This window comes from Microbacterium sp. A84 (assembly GCF_051842815.1).
Classification (GTDB): domain Bacteria; phylum Actinomycetota; class Actinomycetes; order Actinomycetales; family Microbacteriaceae; genus Microbacterium.
Genome location: NZ_JBPXMS010000001.1, coordinates 2,117,784 through 2,138,711, shown reverse-complemented (window position 1 = coordinate 2,138,711; position 20,928 = coordinate 2,117,784). Strand labels below are relative to the sequence as shown.

13 protein-coding genes and 1 riboswitch are annotated in these 20,928 nt (G+C 63.1%); of the genes, 7 read left to right on the top strand and 6 right to left on the bottom strand.

The features are described 5' to 3' along the window. Position 1: 1 nt before the first annotated feature. Positions 2-2,887 carry a helicase-related protein gene (locus tag ACSU04_RS10245; RefSeq protein ID WP_439289351.1) on the bottom strand — a complete coding sequence of 962 codons (2,886 nt, stop codon included), beginning with the start codon at positions 2,885-2,887 and terminating at the stop codon, positions 2-4. 193 nt (positions 2,888-3,080) lie between these two features. On the opposite strand from ACSU04_RS10245, the gene ACSU04_RS10240 reads away from it, so the two are divergent. The 5 genes from ACSU04_RS10240 to ACSU04_RS10220 all read left to right on the top strand — a co-directional run bounded on the left by ACSU04_RS10240 (position 3,081) and on the right by ACSU04_RS10220 (position 14,285). Further along, a complete protein-coding gene (locus ACSU04_RS10240; RefSeq protein WP_439289349.1) occupies positions 3,081-7,718 on the top strand; it encodes a DEAD/DEAH box helicase family protein in 4,638 nt (1,545 codons plus the stop codon). Next, positions 7,715-10,915 (top strand): helicase-related protein, encoded by a 3,201-nt coding sequence (locus ACSU04_RS10235; protein ID WP_439289348.1) that lies wholly within the window; start codon positions 7,715-7,717, stop codon positions 10,913-10,915. Before ACSU04_RS10240 ends, ACSU04_RS10235 begins: the two co-directional genes overlap by 4 nt. Next, positions 10,908-12,686: a DrmB family protein gene (gene drmB, locus ACSU04_RS10230; protein ID WP_439289347.1), complete on the top strand. Its 1,779-nt coding sequence runs from the start codon at positions 10,908-10,910 to the stop codon at positions 12,684-12,686. The genes ACSU04_RS10235 and drmB overlap by 8 nt, the downstream gene beginning before the upstream one ends. 217 nt (positions 12,687-12,903) lie before the next feature. Then, positions 12,904-13,971: a DNA cytosine methyltransferase gene (locus tag ACSU04_RS10225; RefSeq protein WP_439289346.1), complete on the top strand. Its 1,068-nt coding sequence runs from the start codon at positions 12,904-12,906 to the stop codon at positions 13,969-13,971. After that, a complete protein-coding gene (locus ACSU04_RS10220) occupies positions 13,971-14,285 on the top strand; it encodes a hypothetical protein (protein ID WP_439289345.1) in 315 nt (104 codons plus the stop codon). Before ACSU04_RS10225 ends, ACSU04_RS10220 begins: the two co-directional genes overlap by 1 nt. Positions 14,286-14,315: 30 nt before the next feature. On the opposite strand, the gene ACSU04_RS10215 is transcribed toward ACSU04_RS10220, so the two are convergent. Then, positions 14,316-14,900, bottom strand: coding sequence for a hypothetical protein (locus ACSU04_RS10215; RefSeq protein WP_439289344.1), 585 nt, complete (start codon positions 14,898-14,900; stop codon positions 14,316-14,318). Between the two features lie 173 nt (positions 14,901-15,073). On the opposite strand from ACSU04_RS10215, the gene ACSU04_RS10210 reads away from it, so the two are divergent. Beyond that, entirely contained in the window at positions 15,074-16,639 is a 1,566-nt protein-coding gene (locus tag ACSU04_RS10210) for an ADP-ribosylglycohydrolase family protein (protein WP_439289343.1), read from the top strand. A 43-nt stretch (positions 16,640-16,682) separates the two neighbouring features. Here the strand turns inward: ACSU04_RS10210 and ACSU04_RS10205 are convergent, their stop codons facing one another. Together ACSU04_RS10205 and ACSU04_RS10200 are read right to left on the bottom strand one after the other, a co-directional pair. Next, positions 16,683-16,988, bottom strand: coding sequence for a hypothetical protein (locus tag ACSU04_RS10205; RefSeq protein WP_439289341.1), 306 nt, complete (start codon positions 16,986-16,988; stop codon positions 16,683-16,685). A 24-nt stretch (positions 16,989-17,012) separates the two neighbouring features. Further along, on the bottom strand, positions 17,013-17,765 hold the full coding sequence (locus ACSU04_RS10200; RefSeq protein WP_439289340.1) for a hypothetical protein: 753 nt from the start codon (positions 17,763-17,765) through the stop codon (positions 17,013-17,015). Positions 17,766-17,820: 55 nt separating this feature from the next. Continuing rightward, positions 17,821-17,936: riboswitch (SAM riboswitch) on the bottom strand. A 101-nt stretch (positions 17,937-18,037) separates the two neighbouring features. Here ACSU04_RS10200 and ACSU04_RS10195 point away from each other — a divergent pair. Continuing rightward, positions 18,038-18,793, top strand: coding sequence for a uracil-DNA glycosylase (locus ACSU04_RS10195; protein WP_439289339.1), 756 nt, complete (start codon positions 18,038-18,040; stop codon positions 18,791-18,793). Between the two features lie 90 nt (positions 18,794-18,883). Here the strand turns inward: ACSU04_RS10195 and ACSU04_RS10190 are convergent, their stop codons facing one another. Next, entirely contained in the window at positions 18,884-20,050 is a 1,167-nt protein-coding gene (locus tag ACSU04_RS10190; RefSeq protein WP_439289338.1) for a GTPase family protein, read from the bottom strand. Beyond that, positions 20,047-20,685, bottom strand: a complete 639-nt coding sequence (locus ACSU04_RS10185; RefSeq protein WP_439289337.1) for a hypothetical protein — start codon at positions 20,683-20,685, stop codon at positions 20,047-20,049. The genes ACSU04_RS10190 and ACSU04_RS10185 overlap by 4 nt, the downstream gene beginning before the upstream one ends. Between the last annotated feature and the right edge of the window lie 243 nt (positions 20,686-20,928).

The following is a 20,928-nucleotide window of genomic DNA, read 5'->3' as shown; positions in this document are numbered from 1 at the left end:
GTCAAGCCTCCTCAGGGACGATGACGAGCACGGGGCGTGCGAGAGTTTGAGCGGGCAGCATCGTCCGTGCCGTGCGCTCTTCCTCGCGGACCGCATTCGAGCGGCCTTTCAAATCGGCGCGCTGGGCGAGGTCTCCGGCTGAGTCGACCCACTCGGCGACCCGATTCGACCATTCGTCGACACGGCGACGGGCGGCGGCGGCGGCGGCCTCGGTCGTGAGCAGCAGATGTTCGGTCGCGCGATCGACCGCCGACGGGATCAGCGACTGCAGCGACTCGACGTCGGCGACGGCACCGGGGTTGGTCAGCGTGCCAGTCAGCCCGAGATCGGTCAGTGCCGAGTGCGCGCTCTCGTATGGGCGCACCATCGGCCCGGTCACCCCGACGAAACTCGTCGCAATCACCTGCCCGCGAGCGTTGCTCAGCGTTCCAAGCAGCAACACTGTGGGTGCAGGAACAGATCCGCGCACGACGAACACTTCATTGCGGCCAAGCTTGGCGAGCACGCGGTCGCCTGCCCAGTCGAGCACGGGGTGCAGCGGGCCGAGATAGTGTGTCTCCGGCCAGAGTCCCTTCGTGTTCGATGAGTCATCGCGCGCCTCCTTGAGAGATGCCTGTGCCCGCGTCTCGGTGGTGGCGAGCTTCACGTCATCCAGCACGGATCTCTCGGCGAGGTATGTCTGCGGAAGCACCCTCAGCCGCTGCTTCAGATCGTCGGTCGGGCTGAGTTCCACGAGACCATATCCGGCGTGATCCTTCCACGCGACGCCGCCACCTGCGAGTGAAGCGGCCGGAGTCTCGAACGCCTCCTGCAGCGCTGAGGCGAGGTAGTCGGTGTCGGAGGCGAAGAGGCCAGTGGCGACCTCGTCTTCGATGATCGGCGCCGCATCGATCTGGGTCGTTGACTCGGCGTTTGATCCGGTGAGCAGAGCCAGCCAAGGATCGGCGGCATCCGTGGCGATCCCGTCGACACCGGGAACGACGTCATCGATCGCTGTCCCTTTGACTAGGGCCTGCTCGATCGCCTTCTCCTCGGCGGCGACGCTGTAGGCACCCATCAGAGCGGCTGCGTCACCGAGAGCCCCATGGGCCTCGTCTTCGCGCTCGACTAGGCGCTTGAGCACGCGGACGTCGCCGGAGAATCTGTCGTTCGAGGGGCTCAGGAGAAGCGTGGTGATCTGCGGGGCGTGGCGCTGCCCGTAGCGGTCGATGCGGCCGTTGCGCTGCTCGATGCGAATGAGACTCCACGGAATGTCGAAGTGGACGAGCTCATGGCACTGAGCGTGCAGGTTCACGCCCTCTGAGGCGATGTCACCGGTGACGAGCACTCGGATCGGGGATGACGACTGTTTGAACGACTCGACGACGGCCTGCTGCTCGACATCTGACAGCCCACCGTGGAGAACCGCGACCTGCTCGTCCTTCAGCTTGAGCTTCTCGCGAAGGCTTTCTTCGAGCCAGAGGAGCGTGGGCACGCGTTCGGAGAAGATGACCACGCGCTCGCCGGAGTTCTTGGCGATGCCGATCTTCTTCAAATATTCGACGAGCTTCGTGAGCTTCGCCGATTCCCCGGCCACACTTTCTTCTGCCAGCGACTTCAGGCGCGATAGCGCAGCGAGCTCAGTGTCCTGCGCGGGGGTTCGGGTGGCACCGAGTACACGAATGCGGTTGCGCACGGACTCAAGTAGTGCGGGCGGACTCGACAGGAACGATTTCGCAAGCGTCCAGGGGAACAGGCCTTTGTTTTCACCCGAGTATGGGCTCGAACCCTTCGGGTAAAGCCAAACGTCAGCGAGCTCATCGGCGACGGCATCCTCCGTGGACGACGCGGGTACGAGGAAATGCTGGAGCTCCTCGCGTTCGACCCAGTCATCGCCGACCTCGCGGGCAACTTCGGCGGAATGGCGGTGGCGACGGATGACGAGCCGGTTGAGGGCTTCGGGGCTCACATCGCCGGCCGGTGAGACAGCGGTGGGCTCCAACAGTCGGATGAGTTCGGCGAACGATTCCTTACGACCGTTGTGCGGGGTCGCGGAGGCGAGGATCAGCGCCTCGGTGTTCGGGGCGAGCACTCGGGCGAGGGCGTTATTCTGCGTCGTGCCGGACAGGTTGTGCGACTCGTCGATGACGACGGCATCCCACTGGTGCTTGCGGAGATGGTTGAGGTAGCGCTCCTGCTTGAGGGTGTCAATGGAGATGATGGCGCGCTTGTAGAGGCTGAAGGGGTTGCGGGTCGCCGGCAGTTTCTGGCGCACACGCTGGATGCCGACGGAGTCGAGGCGCACGAACGGCAGCGCGAATCGAGTCCACATCTCGAACTGCATCTGTTCGAGGACGTGCTTCGGCGTGACGATGAGGATGCGCTCGCCGCGTCCTCTCCGGACGAGCTCGGAGAGGATCATCCCGATCTCGATGGTCTTACCGAGGCCGACCGTGTCGGCGAGGAGGATGCGCGGGCGAAGATTCTCGGTGCTGAGCGCCTTGCGGACCGCGCTGCGCTGGTAACCGAGGGTGTCGGTCAGCATCCGTGTTGACACCGACAGGTGGCCCTCGCCGAGGGGAAGCGGGGTGCGTCGCAGCGTCGACTCCAGCCAGAGGCGGGCGCGACGGTAGCCCTGCGAGTCGTCCGCGCGGAGCTTCGCCGCTCGAGGGTCGACAGGGACGATGTCGTCGAGGCCTTCGTAGAAAGCGGCGCGCGTGTCGCGGACGAGTTCGGAGAGGCCGGTGACCTCGACGAGTAGGCCGTCCTGGGTCGGGCTGGCGTTGGTGACGAGCCAGTCTGCGTCGCGGACTGTGACGATCGAGCCGGGGGCGACATTGAGTGGACTGGATGCCGCTTTCTGCTGCTGCAACGTCACGTTGTGGCCTCCGAGGATCTGGACGGGCAAGGAGAAACCGCCCACTCGTCATCGTACCGATACCTGGCGTTCATCGATGCGCGCGAATATATCCGTTCATCGGGCCATAATTATGCCAACAGAAGGCGTTCGAAGTTGAATGTCTGACCCCATCTGTAACGTCACTCGGCTGAGCTCTGTTGCTCGGCGCGGAAGGTTCCGCTGAGCTGAAAGAGGAATGATTATGGGCTGGCCGGAGCTTATGGATCCTGCACTGCAGGGATGCATCACGGAGAGACAATCGAAAGCGCTGCGCGTCTACGAGGAAGACCACGATCTGCTCATCGAGCATGTGCGACAGGAAGACAGCTTCCGGTCGGGTGGATACGGGACGAGGCAGATTCCCGAGCTGCTGCAGAATGCGGTGGACGCCCTCTCCGCGGGAGGCGGTACCGGAATGGTGGAGTTCCGTCTGGCGGACGGGGCGCTGTACTGCGCGAACGAGGGCGCGCCGTTCGAAGCGGCAGGTCTCACCGCGGTCACCTACGCGTTCTTGAGCGCCAAGAGAGGAGAGGAGATCGGCCGATTCGGTTTGGGCTTCAAGTCCGTGCTGGGTGTGAGTGACAATCCTCAGATTTACAGTCGATCGGTGAGCTTCGGGTTCAACGCGCCGGAGACCGTCGAGTTGTTCGCGGGTGTTCCGTCGGCTGGTGGTCGATATCCTCTGCTGCGAGTGCCCAGCCTCGTGGACGTCGATCAGGCGCGTCGGGAGGATGCAAATCTCGCCGAGATGATGGGGTGGGCGACGACAATCATCAAGCTCCCCCTCACGCGCGAAGGCGCGCGGTTGCGCCAGGAGCTCACGGAGTTCAAGCCGGAGTCTCTCCTCTTCTTCAAGAGCCTCGATCAACTCCGCATCACGCTGCAGGACAAACCAGGAACTGCTGCGGTGTCTCGAGACTTCCGTCGCGAGGGCCGACTGGGCGACGGTGAAGTACACATCATTGACCCCGAAGGTACGAAGTCTCGCTGGTTGTTCGCCGAGCGAGCGTACAAGCCGACCATCGACGTTGCTTCTACGCTTACTGCCACGGCATCCCGGCAGTCGATGACAATTTCTTACGCGGTACGTCCGGAAGGACGTGCGAGCACCGGACGGCTGTGGGCCTGGTTCCCTCTTCGTGATGAGACGACCGCGAGTGGGATCTTCAACGCGCCGTGGGAGGTGAACGATGATCGAACTTCCCTTGTGCCTGGTTCCCAGTTGAACAAGGCCATGCTTCAGGTGGGTGCTGAGCTCTTCTTGGATGTGGTTGCTCGGGCAGCGACCCCGGACGACCCGGCCGCCCATCTCGACCTGTTCCCTGCTCGCGGGCGTGAGAGCAAGAGCGGTGCCGATTCGTTCCTCTCCGCATCTATTCCGTTCCGGGCGAAGTCCCGTGCGATGATTCCCGACGTGACCGGGGAGCTGAAGGTGCCCACATACTTCCGGGGAGTGCCGGATCTGGAGAAGAGCCCGCTGAGCTTCGCTGCCGCACAGATATGGCAGGCGCGCGCGCCTCGTCGAACAATGCCACATGCGAAGTGCTTCTCCACTCCGACGCGACGGACACGCCTGCGGACATTGCTCGGCGGAGGCGAGGGGGAGCGGAGCGCGCAAGAGTCAGGCGTTGCTAGCTGGCTCGCAGAGCTGGCCTCTGAGGACGACGCCCAAGGCTCCGTTGCTGCGCTGCAAATCCTTGCTGAGTTGCGTCGTGGAAACGCACAGACTCATGACGCGGCGCTCTCCGCGAAGGTCCTCCCGCTCGAAGGCGGTGGGTGGGCCCGGGCGGACCAGAATAGGACGGTCCTGTTGCCCGTCCCTGGCGCTGCAGTCCCTGACGGGGTTGACCTGGTGCGATCCGATGTCGCTGCCGCTGCCGGTGGGCTCCTGCGTGAGTTCGGCTTCCGCGGCGTCTCCGGCGATGAGGCCGCCTCCGCTCTTGCGGCCTCCGCGACGGACAGGTGGGGCGACAGCGAGTGGGAGCGGCTGTGGAAGGCTTTGAACGCGGCGACTCCTCACCAAGCTGTGCTTGCGATCGAGGGGATGCGAGCCCGAGACGTCCGCATCCTGATGAGAACGGCGGCGGGTGCGTGGCGACGCGCAATCGACCTCATCGCCGACGCCTCCATCGCCCGAAACGTACCTTCTCGGCAGATCGACCCAACGCTCGTGCCGAATCTCCTGCTCCGCAAGGCTGCCGGTGCCATCACCGTTCCTGAGCGCAATCGTGAGCTCTGGCATGATCGCCTCCGCGGCGACTACGTCTCGGCGATCGAGGATGTGGTGCGGCGCTACCTCGCCAAAAATGGGCTGTCGGCGTCGCGGATCGCCATTCCGGATCAGCCCGGCGTGGGACCACTCGACCTATTCGTCGACGACCTGACTGATCAGGATCGGGTCTCCTGGACGCGGGCCATCCTCGCGGGCCTCCAGAACACGGAGTTCGTGCTTGATGTGCCAGTTGGCGGCGGGCGCAAGGCAGAGATCCGTGTTTCCACCATGGAGTGGTGGGCGGTTCGCAATCGTGGACTGGTCCAGACATCAGGCGGACCGCGCCGGCTGGAGGAAACGGTGTCCGCGTCCCTCGGCCGCTTCGCATCATTCCTCCCGGTCGCGGCTGCAGATGTCAGCGCAGGCCTCCCGTTACCCAAGGATCTCGCCTCTGTCCCGACGAGCATGCTCACTGAGTTTCTGGTCGCAGAGGGCTACAAGCTGCCTCGCGCTGATGAGTTCGTGGAACTGATCAGCGAATGTGCACGAAGAGCCGATCTGCCTGTCCCTCATAAGGTGCCAGCAGTCATCAACGGCGCGGTCGTGCTCACACCCCGCGAGGAGGTGGCAGTCGTCGTGGACGGGCGCGGGATTGCCGACCTCGACGAGGCCGGAGTGGCGTACATCCCCGCGTCGGCGCCCGACCCTGCTCTGACTTCGCGCTGGGGGTTGATGTCCGCCGAGGATGCGCTCCACCAGTCGGTGGAGATCGCGGGCGCTGCGGACGCGATCCCCCTGCTCGATATCCATCCGAGCCTGCAGAACCACGCAAAGGTGCCGCTGGGGCGAGTCTCAGTGGTGCGCGCCGATGCTATCCATCGGGTCCTCCAGAGCGTCAAGGGCGTGAAGAAGCGTCGTCTCCGGTCGATCCGGCAGGAACGCACCGTCACGGTGGACGCATCGTTGGAGATCGATGTGGTGCTCGCCGAGGTGTCGAAGGCACTGGACCTGGGACTCACCCCGGATGACGTCCGCGCCGTGCTGCGCGACGATGAGAGCATGCGCCAGAGCGAGCTCATCGCTCGTTCGAGGGCGGCACGGAACCACGAGCAGCGACTACTAATTCTGGTGGACTCAGATGCGCTCCGCGCAGCCCTCCCTGCTGGTCTGATGGAGGCCGTCGAATCGAACACCGGAACCCTGGACGATCGAGGAACTGCTGAGCTGTTCTTGCGTGTGTACGGGCAGGACTCAGTCCGTGAACTGCGCGATGTCCTGAGACGTCGAGGCATCGCAGTCCCGGATCGATGGGATGGGTCGCCCGCAGCGCAGGCGGCAGTGAAGAACCTGGGCTTCGACACGTCGTTTGCGGGCACGCGAGAGCGCCGGGCCTCGGCGGTCAGCCACATCCAAGGTCAGTTGACTCTGAACCCGCTTCACGATTTTCAGCGCGAGGTGGCGGACAAAATCACGACGCTCATCTCCTCGGATGATCCTGCCGAGCAGCGGGGACTCCTCTACTTGCCCACAGGGGCGGGGAAGACACGGGTCACCGTGGAGGCTCTGCTCAGACTGATGAAGTCCGGCGAGGTACAGTCGCCGGTGCTGTGGATCGCCCAGAGCGAGGAGCTGTGCGAGCAGGCGATCCACTCATTCTCTGAGGTCTGGCGGTGGTTGGGGGACGAGCGTGCGCTCGATGTCAGCAGATTCTGGGGAGGCTACGAGCTGGACGAGTCGGACGAGGAACTCCACGTCGTCGTCGCCATCGATGCCACACTCGTGCGTCGGCTGGGTGAACCGCAGTACGAGTGGCTCACCCAGCCCGGGATCGTGGTCATCGACGAGGCCCACACGGCGCTCTCCAAGTCCTACACGGAGATCCTCAAGCATCTCGGGCTGACCTCGACCAGGACGGCGCGACCCCTGCTCGGGCTCACGGCGACCCCGTTCCGCGGTCGAAACGACGAGATCAACCGACTGTTCGCGCAGCGCTTCGGAGAGAACCGACTCGAGTCCCTTGACCCTGAGAATCCGATCGGGCAGCTGAGGTCCTGGAATGTGCTCTCTGAGGTCGACTACCACGTGCTGGACGGGGTCGAAGTCGGCGTCGGGCAGCAGGATGCTGAGTTCCGAAAAATGAAAGAAGTCACGCCAGGCATGCTCGTGGCGATTGGTCAGGATATGCAGCGCACGCTCAACGTCGTAGAGCACATAAAGCAGCAGGACCCGGAATGGCCGATCCTTGTTTTCGCGGCATCCGTCGCATCTGCACATACGATCGCCGCGCTTCTCAGACTGGAGGACGTACGGGCAGACTCGGTCGATGGAGGCATGCGCAGACAACAGCGGCGGCGGGTGGTGGAACAGTTCAAGTCTGGTCAGACCCAAGTGCTGGTGAACTGCGACCTGCTCACTCAGGGGTTCGACGCGCCAATGGTTCGCGCTCTGTACATCGCTCGTCCCACCTTCAGTCCCAATCGATATCTTCAGATGGTGGGTCGCGGATTGCGCGGACCCGCCAACGGAGGCACCGAACGATGCCTGATCGTCAACGTCGAGGACACCTTCGAGCAGTTCGGCGAGGACCTCGCATACAACGAATTCGACTACCTCTGGAGCAAGGCATGAGCGATATCGATAGCGCCGGTGTGGCGGAGAACCGATCCACGATCACTGACGCGCGGGAGGGGAGAAACGCCGTCGTGGCAGAGGTACGGCGGCGCTGGCTTGGGCCGCTCGACGGTGAGCGTGAAGTGTTGCAACGCAACCCCGTCTATGCATATCTGGTGGGGACTCTGTACCCGGTCGAGCAGGGCGCGGCAGCTCCTGTGGAGCTGGATGACGTGGAGGATTCGACTGAGGTCCCATCCGACGACGAGGAGATCGAGTGGGAATCGGCGGCGGGCCAAGACGGCGAGACGGATGACGCAGAGGCGGAAGACCTTGGTGTGAATCTGACGGGTGCTTTCGGCTGGGCGCCAGCATCGTTGGGCGTGTCCTTCCTGCACGGCGGGTCGACGCTGCGAGTCGATCTCTCCGCGGGCGTTTACGAGAACGCGTCGGAGGAGGATTGGGCACGACGACCGGTCGTCGGATATGAGTTCATCGCGGTGGGGGCGAGCGGCAGTATGCCGGTCCTCGAGGGTCGGGCCAAGCTCTCGTGGAGGTCGCGCCGATACGGCGGCCAGTGGTTGACGACCATCGCTCTGTCCAACGCGGCAGATGTCGCCGCAGGTGAGGCGAAGAGGCATCCGGATCTGTGTCTGTTCCAAGTGGAACTCGCGTGTTCGGACGAATCCGGACTTCTGCCGTACCCGCAGGCCGGTGTGCATGTCTCGGATGAGGATCGCGAGCTTGCCTTCCGCTATCGGGGTTCGCCCTCCTTCGCCGTCGGGCACGGAGTCGCCGTCGAGTGGACCCCGTCGACGGCGCCCGTCACGGTCAAGACCACGACCATCCCCGAGACCGAAGTGAGCGCGATTCGTGCCAAGCGTGGCGCGGGGGATGCCGTGCGAATGCGCTGGCTGTCCGACGACGAAGTGCCCGTCCCTGAGCTCCTCGAAGGGTTGTCGACTGTCGCTCATGAGTATGCCGAGTGGATCGCCAGCCAGGAGAGCGAGGCATCCGAACTGGGAGAGGACGCTCGCGAGATCGCTGACCGCATCATCGGTCGGCAGCATCGCGCGCTGTCACGCATCGAAGAGGGGATCCGACTCCTCGGCGAGGACGCCCAGGTGCTGCAGTCCTTCAGGATGGCCAATGTGGCCATGCGGTGGCAGATGCTTCGCCAGCGGAAGGTGATCGGCAAGGAGACGAGGTACGGGCGGAGACTGTTCGAGGATAAGGGCGCGGACGAACCGACATGGCGACCGTTCCAGCTGGGATTCATCCTCAGCGCCCTCGCCTCGACTGTTGACAAGGACCATGATGACCGCGACCTCGTCGACCTCATCTGGTTCCCAACCGGTGGAGGAAAGACCGAGGCTTACCTCGGTCTCGCAGCGATCGAGATGATCCGCCGACGGCTGGCGCGCGGGCATAAGGGTGGAGGAATGGCGGTGCTCACCCGGTACACGATGCGGCTCCTCACGGCGCAGCAGTTCCAGCGCGCGGCGACACTGATCTGCGCTCTCGAGCTCATGCGCGCGGACGATGAGCGACTGGATGAGGCTCCCGACTTCTCAATCGGCCTCTGGTTGGGCAACAGCACCACGCCGGGGACGTACAAGGAGGCGGAGAAGCAACTTCGTGAGGTTCGGCAACAGAGCAGGCCAGACAACCCATTTCAACTGCTCGAGTGCCCGTGGTGCGCGGAGTCGATCATGCCGCCGCGTAAGACCGCGAAGGACCGCAAGTATGGAGTGAAGGCGAGCGCCTACGGGTTCGAGTTCTTCTGCCCCGATGACGACTGCCCCTTCTCGGAGACCCTGCCGGTGCAGGTCGTCGACGAGGGGATCTATGCGAACCCGCCAACGATGCTCGTTGCTACCGTGGACAAGCTGGCGCGCCTGGCCTGGATTTCGGATGGCGCACGCATGTTTGGCATCGACAGTGTCTGCGATGCGCCATCGCTGGTCATCCAGGACGAGCTCCACCTCCTCTCGGGACCCCTCGGAACGATCGTGGGCGTTTACGAGGCTGCCATCGGAGCGCTTCTGCGCTGGAACGGAACTCCGCCGAAGACCGTGGCTTCCACCGCGACGACGCGCGCATCCGTTGAGCAGGTCCGCGGTCTCATGGCCAAGCAGGTGGAAGCTTTCCCTCCTGCAGGTCTCCGCGCGGAAGACAACCATTTTTCGGAACCCGATCCGGAAGCCGCTGGTCGGCTGTACCTGGGCATCATGCCGCAGGCGCACACTCCGTCGTGGTCGATAGGCCAGATCGCGACCGAACTCCTCGACGCCCCCGTCACGGCGGGCCTCGAGGGCGAGGCGAAGGATCGCTACTGGACGCTGGCGGTATATCACAACAGCCTCCGCGAGCTCGGGCGCACCGTGACGATCTTGCGGGACGACGTCCAGAGTAATCTCTCACGTCGAGCCGGGGGAAGCAGGCCAGCCCGCGTCATCGGACCGGATGGCGTGGAGGAACTGAACGGTAACGTGCCGTCGGACGAACTCATCCGACTGCTGCAGAGACTCGAGCGGGGCCCTGATCACTCCGACGTGATCGATGCTCTCGCCACGACGAACATCATGTCGGTCGGAATCGATGTCGAACGCCTCGGCGTGATGCTGGTGAACGGCCATACGAAGACGACGGCCGAGTACATCCAGGCCACGTCGCGCGTCGGTCGCGGGACGACGCCGGGGCTCGTGGTCACGATGTTCCGGTCAGGGAAGCCCCGAGATCGTTCCGTGTTCGAATCGTTTCGTGCATATCACGGCGCGTACTACCGTTTCGTCGAGCCGTCGAGTGTCACTCCGTGGTCGCTGCAGGCACGACGCCGCGCCTTGCGGGCAGCCCTTGTGATTCTCGTCCGGCATGGGGCCGGTTTGCGAGACAACGCGGATGCTGCGCACTTCGATCCTGAATCGGCAGGTGTGAAGAAGGCCGTGGAGCTGTTGAAGCAACACGTCGCCCGAGCTGACCCACGAGAGGCGGATCAGGTCGAGGAGGAGATCGATGGGGCCGTGCTCGATTGGGTGGAGGTGCGTGAGCGGGTGTCCAAGGCAGGCAAGAAGCTCATCTACAAGTCTCGCGACGCTGAGGAGCGGCTGCTGCGGCAGTTCACCGAGCCCGGTGCGGGCTGGCCGGTGATGAACTCCATGCGGAACGTAGACAAGGTCGTAAAGGTGCGATCAAAGGGAGAACGAAATGGTTGAATCAATCATCAAGACCATCCGAGCATCTGAGACCGTAGCTCCCTACGGGCCCGGCGCGATCGTGGACATTCTCGGCCAGTCGTTTATGGTGCCGACCGGTGACAAGTGGCCGTCTCCGAAGGTCCGGGAGCGCGTGAGTGCCGACCGATTGGCGGCTGCGCTCCAAGTACAAGAGCTCTGGGCAGCACCGACAACGCATGAGCCTGAAAAGGGCACGGTTCCGGGGTTGGAGTTCGTGCGGTTCCCCGGCTGGCTCTTCTGCCAGGTCTGCCGCCGCTTGATCCATTGGAGCTCGAAGTTCGAGACGGGTGGGGTTCCCCACTGTTCGGAAGCCGGGTGTGATGGCCGGCTCGTCCCAATGAGGTTCGTCCTGGTCTGCACTGAAAACAGCCACGTGAGCGATGTTCCATGGGCGGACTGGGCGCATCGAGGATCCGAGAACGAGTGCAAGTCAGCGGAGCGATTGAGGTTCCGAACACTGGAAGGCGCCGGCGACGGGCTGAGCAGTTTGGAAGTGTCGTGCGACGCCTGTGGTGCGCGCCGGTCATTGGGAGAGCTGCGGCGTGACGCGCTGGCTAAAGATGGCTTTAGCTGTCGGGGTACTCAACCCTGGGAATACGGGTGGGCAGACTGCGGGAAGCCGTTGGACCCGCAGCAGCGAGGTGCGACAAGCCTTCACTTCAGCGATTCAGTCAGCGCGATTGATATTCCCCCCGTTCAGAGTCGTAGCTCCGAGACGGAGGACGCGATTCGCGCACACAAGATGTTCGATGGTCTCGCCGCCGCTGTCCCGGCATTGCGGGACGGGATGATTGCTCAAATCTCCGCGGATCTCGGCGTCTCCATCACTGAGATCCTGGCGCTTGCGAACGATGATCATGCGCCGGGTGAGCGTCGCGAGATCATGAGCTCTCTCCAAGCGGATGAGTTTGAGGCGTTCGTGGGGGCGGTCACGGGGAAGACCGCTATGCAAGACTTCGTGACACGAGCGGTCAAGCTGCATCCGAAGGGTGTGGATGCCAGCGACGGTGTCGCTGCACGGATCCAGGATGTCGTGCTGGTCGATCGGCTCCGCGATGTCCGTGCGGTGCGCGGATTCCGGCGCTATTCCCCCGATGCAACAGCCGTTCCGGCCGTGCCCACACAGTCGTTCGAGAAGTCGTGGCTTCCAGCGGCCGAAGGCTACGGCGAGGGGATCTTCATCCGTTTCGATCCTGAAGCGGTGAAGGGATGGGCGTCGCAGCCGGCCGTCCAGGCGCTGGCGAACACACTCGTGGAGCACCAGAATCACTCGGTTTTGGGACTCCGGTTGCATCTCGTGTCAGCGGAATACGTACTTCTCCACTCTTTCGCGCATCTGCTCATGCGCGAGCTCGCGTTCAGTAGCGGATATACAGCCTCATCCCTTAAGGAGAGGATCTACTGCGAGTCCGACGGTGACTACGGCATCTTCATTTACACGACTACTTCCGATGTGGAAGGGACTCTTGGAGGCCTGGTCCGACAAGGGGAACCGGACCTGTTGATCCCTACGATGGTGCGCGCTCTGGAGCAGGCGGCGTGGTGTCCTAATGATCCGGTGTGCTCCGAGTCGGAGCCCCAGAGTATCGACGGCCTGAATCTCGCCGCATGCCATGCTTGCAGTCTTGCTCCGGAGACCTCGTGTGAGTCGTCGAATCTGCTGCTTGACCGGACCTTCGTGGTCGGGAGTGAACGAATCACAGGATTCTTCGGGCCGGTGCTCGACGCGATGCTTGGTCAACGCGCCTGAGAGCGTGACCTGACCGTCTCGATGACCTGGGCAGATACGAGGTCCGCGTCCTCGCGGACCTCGTATGCCCAGAACCGGAAGACGCACTTCAGCATTGCTCGCCAGGGAGATCATTCGATGTAGCCGGCGGCGTCTCCATGACTCGCATCATCCATCGGAATAGGATCGGATCAGACCTTGTCGTGAACGACGGGGTGAGACCGCGCAGGAGGCCATTTTGGGGAACTCGATCTCCGTGCTCGACCTCTTCGCCGGCGCCGGCGGATTGAGCCAGGGGATGCATGAGGCATCCTCCCGTTTCGACGTCGTCCGCGCCGTCGAGATGGATCGAGATGCGGCAGCGACCTTCGCGTTAAACCACGGCGAAGACATCGTCTATCAGGGCGACATTGAGGACTGGCTGCGCGAAGAGGAAGTCCCAGAGGTTGACGTCGTCATCGGCGGCCCGCCTTGCCAAGGCTTCTCGACTCTCGGCAAGCAGGATGCCGAAGACTCTCGGAACACTCTCTGGCGTGAATACGCCGAGACCATCATTCGTGCGCAACCGAAGTACTTCGTCCTTGAGAACGTTGCGATGTTCGCCAAATCTCCGCAGTTCCGTGATCTCACGGAGGCGACCACGGCGGACGAGGGGATTCTGAAGGACTACACGTTTGAGTGGGATGTGCTGAACGCTGCCGACTACGGGGCGCCCCAAGCGCGCAAGCGCGCGATCCTCATCGGTCGGCATCGGGACATGCCTGCGATCAGTCTTCCTGAGGCGACCCACGCGAGTGACCAACATGTCACGGTCGGGGACGTGTTCACGGGAATCCCGGTCGGCGTCGACCCTGCGTTGGATGATCGCCGCACAGAGGTGGATGGGCGCTCGCACCGCGGGGCCTGGTCATCGAGAGAGCTGCACATCGGTCGAGACTACGCCGAGCTTTCGCTAAAGCGGTTCAAGGAGATCCCTGCCGGTGGGAATCGGTTCAACCTGCCAGACGAGCTGCTCGCACCTTGCTGGCGCAAGCACAAGTCCGGATCGGGGGACGTCATGGGGCGTCTGCACTGGGACAAGCCTTCAGTGACGATCCGGACGGAATTCTTCAAGCCGGAGAAGGGACGATACTTGCACCCGGTCGCGGACCGTGCGATCACGCACTATGAAGCCGCCATGCTTCAGGGGTTCCCGCTCGACTATCGGTTCGCTGGCTCGCGCACCGCCATCGCCCGACAAATCGGTAATGCAGTCCCGATCCGTCTCGGTGAAGCGATCGGCCGACACCTCGCGGCGGCGCTTTGATGACGATCGCGGCTGACCGGCATTCGTTGAAAGGCTGGGTGCTCGAGGCTCTGCGACAGCTCGGAGGATCCGGTTCGATCGTGCAGGTTTGCCAGCGGGTCTGGCAGATGCACGAAGCTGAGCTGCGAGCGTCCGGCGACCTGTTCTACACGTGGCAGTACGACATCCGCTGGGCGGCCCAGCATCTCAGGAACGAGAAGTATCTGAAGGCCGTCAATGGGGACCGCCGGAGCCAGTGGGAACTCGCTGAGACCGGATGGACAGCGAACGTGTCGTCGGTCATTGCTGATGGGGCTGCGCGGAAGAAGAAGTAGTTGGTGTGAGCCCCGGGCGCCTTGGCGGGTTCAGTTGGCTGTGACTGTTTCGACGAATCGTAACTGCACGATGGTCGTGCCCGACGGGTCCTCAGCGATCCGCTCGACGTCGTAGCGACCTCCTGCGATGAGCTCCCGTTCTTCTGATTTGATCCCTGACGCGATCCAGGCGGGGAATGCGGGGAAGGGGCCGATCAGCTCGAATAGAAACTTCCTACCGAATGACAGCGCGACGTCGCGATCGAGGCTCAGACCCCACAGGGGCATCGTCAGCGAGCCAGTCTCGAGCGCGGCGGATATCTGACCATCCTGATTCCCTGACTTGATACCGCGTCCCGCCCAGCTGGACCCAAAACCGGTGCTCTCGCTCCAGCCAGCGGCGGTCATTCTTGGAAAGGCGGCCAGCGCACTGAGTAGAAACCGCGCCCGCGACATTGTGAGTGGATCGGCGGCGGCAACGCGCTCGTAGTGACTGATGAAATCGGCCTCGAAGTAGTGCGGCGTTCCCGTCAGCACGCGTGCCGCTGCGCGGAGTGGTGACGATCCTCCATCGCGCCCGTCTTGCCACGCGACACATGCCTCTCGAAGCAGGTCATCTTGGACACCAGCGCCCATCGAGGTTCCCTTCGTGTGCTCAGCGTTGATCGCGATTGTACTCCGGTGTGCGCTTTCTGGCGTGTCGGATTCCCGGGCAGGGCAGCTCCCTCGAGAGGGTAGCGAAGCCAGTTCTTGTAGATGCCGTATCGATCGCGATGACTAGCGCGAGACGAGAGCTGATGTTGACAGCCATGGCTGCATCCCTTCCGATAGACGGGGAGCAGGAAGAGGGACATGATGAACGCATGGCGCATGGAAATCCACTGGACTATCTGCCCTCCGGCGTCAGCTGGACCCAGATACCTCTGTCTGAGCTGATCGTTCCAGGCACGGATGCATCTCATCAGAGCGTCGATGCCGACGACGTGAGCACAGGGTTCCTCGGCGCCGTCTTGTCAAAAGCGAACGGATCTTTCATCGGTCTCTATATGTTTGCGCCGACAGCGACGTACATTCGTGACGGCGGTCAGTGGAACCGCGCCACCGGCAGCCTGCTCTCGCAAGTCAACGACAAACAACTCGTAGAGATCGACGGGTCGAAGCTCACGTTCTTTGATGAGCTGCAGAGCGCTGGGAACTCCCCCACGACTGACCAAATTGCGGCAATGAGCACTTCGGGTGGGCCGGGCTCGTGGGACACGCAACAGAATGCGAGGCAGCTCCGGGGCGCGGTCAAGCGTCACCACGGCCCAGCGGTTTGGGAGAGCAAGGTGCGTGGGCTGATGCTGGGCCTCGCGCTCGGCGATGCGCTCGGGAGCACAGGGCGATTGATCCCGTCTACTGGTGCCCTGCTCGCCGGTGCCGCGACTCAGCTCGCCGCCTGGACAGCTGAGGGACTGTTGCGGCGTACGACCCGATATGGGTTGTACGCGCCGAGTGTCCAGGACGAGGGGTGGCCGTTGATCACTGATCATATTGAGTACTCGAACCGGCGTTGGCTCATCGTTCGCCAGGGCAAGAGCGGTGGTTTCAGGCCCGCTCAATCGGTGATGCAATACCCGGGTTGGCTTTCCGAAGTTCCAGCGATGGCTGAGAATCGGGGGCATTCGCCGTCGATGGAACGGGCCATTACGTCTGGCGTGTCCAGCGGAGCGAACAGTTGCCGTCCGGTTATTAAGACTCTCCCGCTCGCCGTGTACGCAGGATCGGGACGGTTCTCCCACTCGACCGCTGCGCAAGCGGGCACGGCCGCCGGTGAAGTTGCGAGCACGACTCACCATAACCCGCAGGTCCGGTCGGCGACCGGCGCCGTTGTTTGCATCGCGGTTCATTGTCTTAGGGAGTCGGAGAGCTTCCTTGCTGCGATGGAAAGATCGCTGGGCGAAATGACTTCACCTACAATCCATCACCTTGCTAGCCATGCGATGAAGGAGAGTCGAGAGCGGTCGGCAGATCCCAGCGTGCTCCGCGAGATTGCGCCCGACGATACGCCCCGCTCCGTTCTCGCCGGCGCAATTTACGTCGCAGCCTCATACCCCGACTGGGGGTCTACCAACGATGCACTCGCGCTTGCTCGATCCGCACCTGATGGCGATGGGGTCGCGGCGATCGTTGGCGCTTTCCTGGGCGCCCTCCATGGATACGAAGTGTTTCCTACTGCTCTGTTGAGCCGGCTCGAGCTCGGGTGGGTGATGGATCGGCTCGCGATTGACCTGGCGTTGGAAGTCAAAGAGGAACAGGTCCCTTCCGGCGGATGGAAGGAGGGTGGTACCCCGTGGCTCGAACCGTGGTGGGACGCTAAGTACCCCGGAGTCTAGGACGCTTAGCCGGACGTGCACCTGGTGCGGCCGCAGCTATGGATCATGGCATCTGCTCCGCTGCGCGGGAAGGCCTCGCAGCAACGAGTTTTTCCCCGTTCGGTCCCTCCATTCCGCGGTAAGTGAGGATCCAGAATCCGTTCACTTGGGTCTCGCTCGTGCACTCGTAGACCGCGAAGAGGCTGAACTGATGCGGTTTACTCAGCGGCGTCTTCGACACCATTCCGGTCAGTTTTTTGCCGGACAGAATCTTGGGCAGGTCTCCGGTCTTGAGCCCGTCGCGCGGCCCGCCGAAGTATGCGCAGTAGAGCGAAGAGTCCTGATTCTTCGCCGACTTGTACGTGGTCATGATGTCTCCGTTGAACGAACTGATTTACGCCGCGAGTGCGCGGCAGATGTGAGCGATGGCAGCGAGTGGGCTGACGCCAGACTCGAGCAGCTTCGGGAAGTCATGCCATACCTCGATCTCCGTCAGCGGTGGGGTCGGCCCGACTGTGCCGCGCTGCTGATCTTGCTGCGCACGCGTGCGCTGAGCGAGCAACGCCGTGCCGAGCATTGCGTACGTGCTCGGAGTGAGGCCACTCGTGGCCGCGCGCCTCGCGAACAGCGGCCAGTCGGCGGGAACGTGCTCGACCCCGCCCTGGCGAGCGATGACACCCCAGTAGCTCGGTGGAAACTCGATGAAGACGCGATACCACTCAAGCTTTCGTGATTCCTCCTCCTTCCAACCCGCGCCGAGCACCCGCGGAAACGGCGTCGGAGCCACAGCCCAGTCGCCGATAGGCCGGCGAAAGAGGCGTGCGTTTCCGTCGAGCCGCAGTCGCTCCAGCGCTTTCGGCAGCGGCAGCGGCGTCAACCCGTTGCCGCCCGGTGTGGCTGGCGACTGGATCGCGAACTCCCAGCGCAGGTGATCAGCAGTGGCCTTTGATGAGACACCTGCCCATGCCTCGGCGAACTCGGTTGCGGATGCATCAGCGGGGACGATGCGTCCTCCACTGAGCCAGGGCGCTTCTCCGAGCTCATCCGGCGTCGACTCCGTCTGCGAGACCGCTCCGAAGCCGTTGTCCGTGAAAATTGGTTGTTCGTCCTCGGGCCAACCGTCGGTGATGTTCTCTGCTGCGTTCATTGTGAACCCTTCCGCCGTGAAGGGGTGCGCCGTCACGTCTGTCAGGCGGCGCGAACCCATCGACTTGCTCGCACGCGATTGCGTCGGGCCGGTTCTTCCCCTGGGGCACCCCGCTCGATGAGGAGGGTTGCCGTGCAGTCGGCCAGGTACCTGTGACTGCAACTCTTGAACCTGAAAGGACTGTAGCAGGGAGCGCGGACATTGGTGTTCCGTAGCTCGGATCGGACGTGCGGGGGCCTGCATCGGGAACCACGACGGCAATAGGATCAGGTGTGATTTCCACCAGACCTCGCTCCCTCGGTGATGCAGACGTGCTCCAGGAACGACTCGCGATGCGTCGCGCGGTCCGAACGATCGCACCCTTGACTGAATGGGTCGATCTGCTTATCGCTCGACGCGAGAGTGCGGGGCTCGGCGCTGAGATCCCCGCGATCGACCCGGCCGACGCCGGCATTAGTGCACGAGTGCTCCTGCTTATGGAGGCGCCGGGTCCGATGACCAACGCGCGCAATGCACGTCCGGGATCTGGATTCATCTCGTCAGACAACGACGACCCAACTGCCGAGAGTCTCTGGATCGCGCGCCGGGCTGCAGGACTCATTGACAACGCGCTGCTGTGGAATGTCGTCCCCTGGTACCTCGGTCCCGCGAGTAAGAAGCCGACCGTTCAAGACCTCCGGGAGGGAGCTCAGCCGGTGCGTGAGCTCATCGCCATGCTGCCTGAGCTGCACACCGTTGTCACCCTTGGTCTGTTCGCGCGCAGAGGGTGGGCGAGGTTCGGTCGACCGGAGATCGGCATCGGCGTGCGCACGATCGACACGTGGCATCCATCGGCGCAATCGATGATCCAGCCCGGCAAGCGCGACCATCTGATCTCGGCGCTCACGCGTGCGAATCGTGACTGGCGACACGATGGTGCCGAAGACCACGAGATCCTGGTCGATCGCGACCGAGCGGGCAACGCGGTCGCGCACTGGTACGTCAACGCGGACGGCGACCGGGTGGAGGTTCATCCGCGGTGGTGGTGACGGCCACGACCACCCTGCTGCTTCAGCGACGGTGCGCTACCGATGGTGCGAAACGAGGATAGCAATCCGGCACCCCGCGGTGCTTGGGCATCACGACTTGGTAAGTCGCTGTTCGCCCATCTTTCGGATTACGTCGAAGAATCCGGGCACATAGTCACCCCACGCGGTACTGACTGCGTTCAGATCCAACTTTCCGGTGTGCACCTGTTCGCACAGACGTATCCAGCCCTCACCAGTAGCGGCAGTCAGGGCTGCGGCGACGCCGGCGTTCACGACGCTGCCCGCTCCGGGGATCAGCTTGAGGAAACTACTCGCGAGAGCTCTGCCCGCAAGCTGCACACCTAGTTGCGCTAATGCGCCCGCCGAGAGCAGGGTCTTGATTTCCAGGTCGTAGATCGTCGCGATCCTGCCCATCATTGCGAGTTGGATCGGCGCCAGAATCGCTGCATCCGCGACAGGAACGGGAACCGCGGCGGCCGCGGCGGCCGCGGTTGCGGCACCGATGATGACTGATCGGGCAAGTTCGCGCTTCCAGGGGAGATTGAGCCGCTGTGCGATACGAAAGGCATCCTTCTCGTTGTCGGGAGCGAGCGCGAGTGTCTCTGTAACGAGTTCACCGAGGCCGTACCCCGAGCCCTTTCCATCTTTGTCGCGCGTCGAGGTGGGAATCACTCGCTGGTACGGGATGTGGATGGGTTGATCGTGCTCGTCAGTGGGCTCTTCGAGCCAATCGATGAACTGTTGGACGCCCTTTGACAGGCTGCGCTTGCCGGGGATGACGGACTTTCCCCAATCGACCTTCGTGAGCACGAGGATCACCGGGAGACCTGCGGCGTCGAGCTCACGGATCATTGCGATGTCCGCGGGGGTGAGGCGGTCGTCGTTCGCCTTTACGCAGTACCAGACGACCGCAATCTGTTGGTCCGCCGAATGGCTTGCGATGATCTTGAGATGGGCGCGAAGTTGTTCCCCCGGCGGCACTGGTGACCCGATCTCGAATCCTTCGACATCCCAGATGCCGAGAGAATCATCGTGGTAATACTGCACGCCGCGAGTGACCGGTAGTCCCTTTCCGACCTTCGCCCAGTCGCGGCCGAAGACGGCGTTGACGAGTGAAGACTTGCCTACGCCCGAGCCGCCAACGACAGCGAGATTGAAGCGACCGTACCGAGATTTCGCCTCTGCGGTCGCATCCAGGAACGGTTTATCGTCGATCTCTGGTGTCGGCCGCGGGTGCTGCTCGGCTTCGCTGCTCATGCCGGATCCTTTCCTTTTGTGAACGTGAACTGCAGTGTCGCGTCGGGGTCGATCGCGGTGATGATGTTCGTGTAGAACGATTTGGCCTGCTCCTCCAGCACCGGGCGTAGCCCCTCGAGGTGCTCAGCGACGGCCTGATCCGTGAGGAGCGACTTGATTAACTCGTTCTTGTCGATCTCTGGAGTCGCCCAGCTCAGTACTCCGTTCTTCTCGTCCGCGATGGAGAAGTCGGGATTGTCGTATCCAAGGAAGATGAACTTCGGGATCGATACGCGATACGCGTCGTCGCCGACCGGCTCGATCGAGACGTCGCCGCCTTCGATTCCGAACTTGGCATCGTATTCGTAACGAACAAGCACCGAGCGTTCCGTGAACGGGATGTCGAACAGACCGAAGAAGTCCTGGTCGTCCGACTCCGACTTGATGTCCGTCATCCCTGCGGTGACGAGGATGATCTGCTCTTCGCGGGTGATCGAGCGAATCACCTGGGTGGACCGTTCTTCGGTCGCACCGAGGAACTTCCCCAGCATCATGCCCCCGAACCCAGCGGCGCCGATCAGGAGCAGGATCAGAACGACCAGGAGCAGTTTCGCCCAGAGGGGCGTTCTAGTGCGTGCGGTGCTTGCAGTACTCATGGGCTGACTTTCAGGCTTCAGGAGGACGAATGTGTTCGTGCGCCCGCCGTGGGTGCAATTGCTTCATTTTGGCGTAGTTGGAGATTGGCGGAGACCAAGTGCGACAGGAACGCGGTGCGTGTCGCAGCAGGTATTCCTTCATCAAAGCGAAGCGTGGGGGGGGGGGCCCCCCCCCGGCGCCCCCCCCCCCCCCCCCCCTAGCTTTAACAAACACCCTTCCCGAGGGGCCCCCCGGGGGAAACA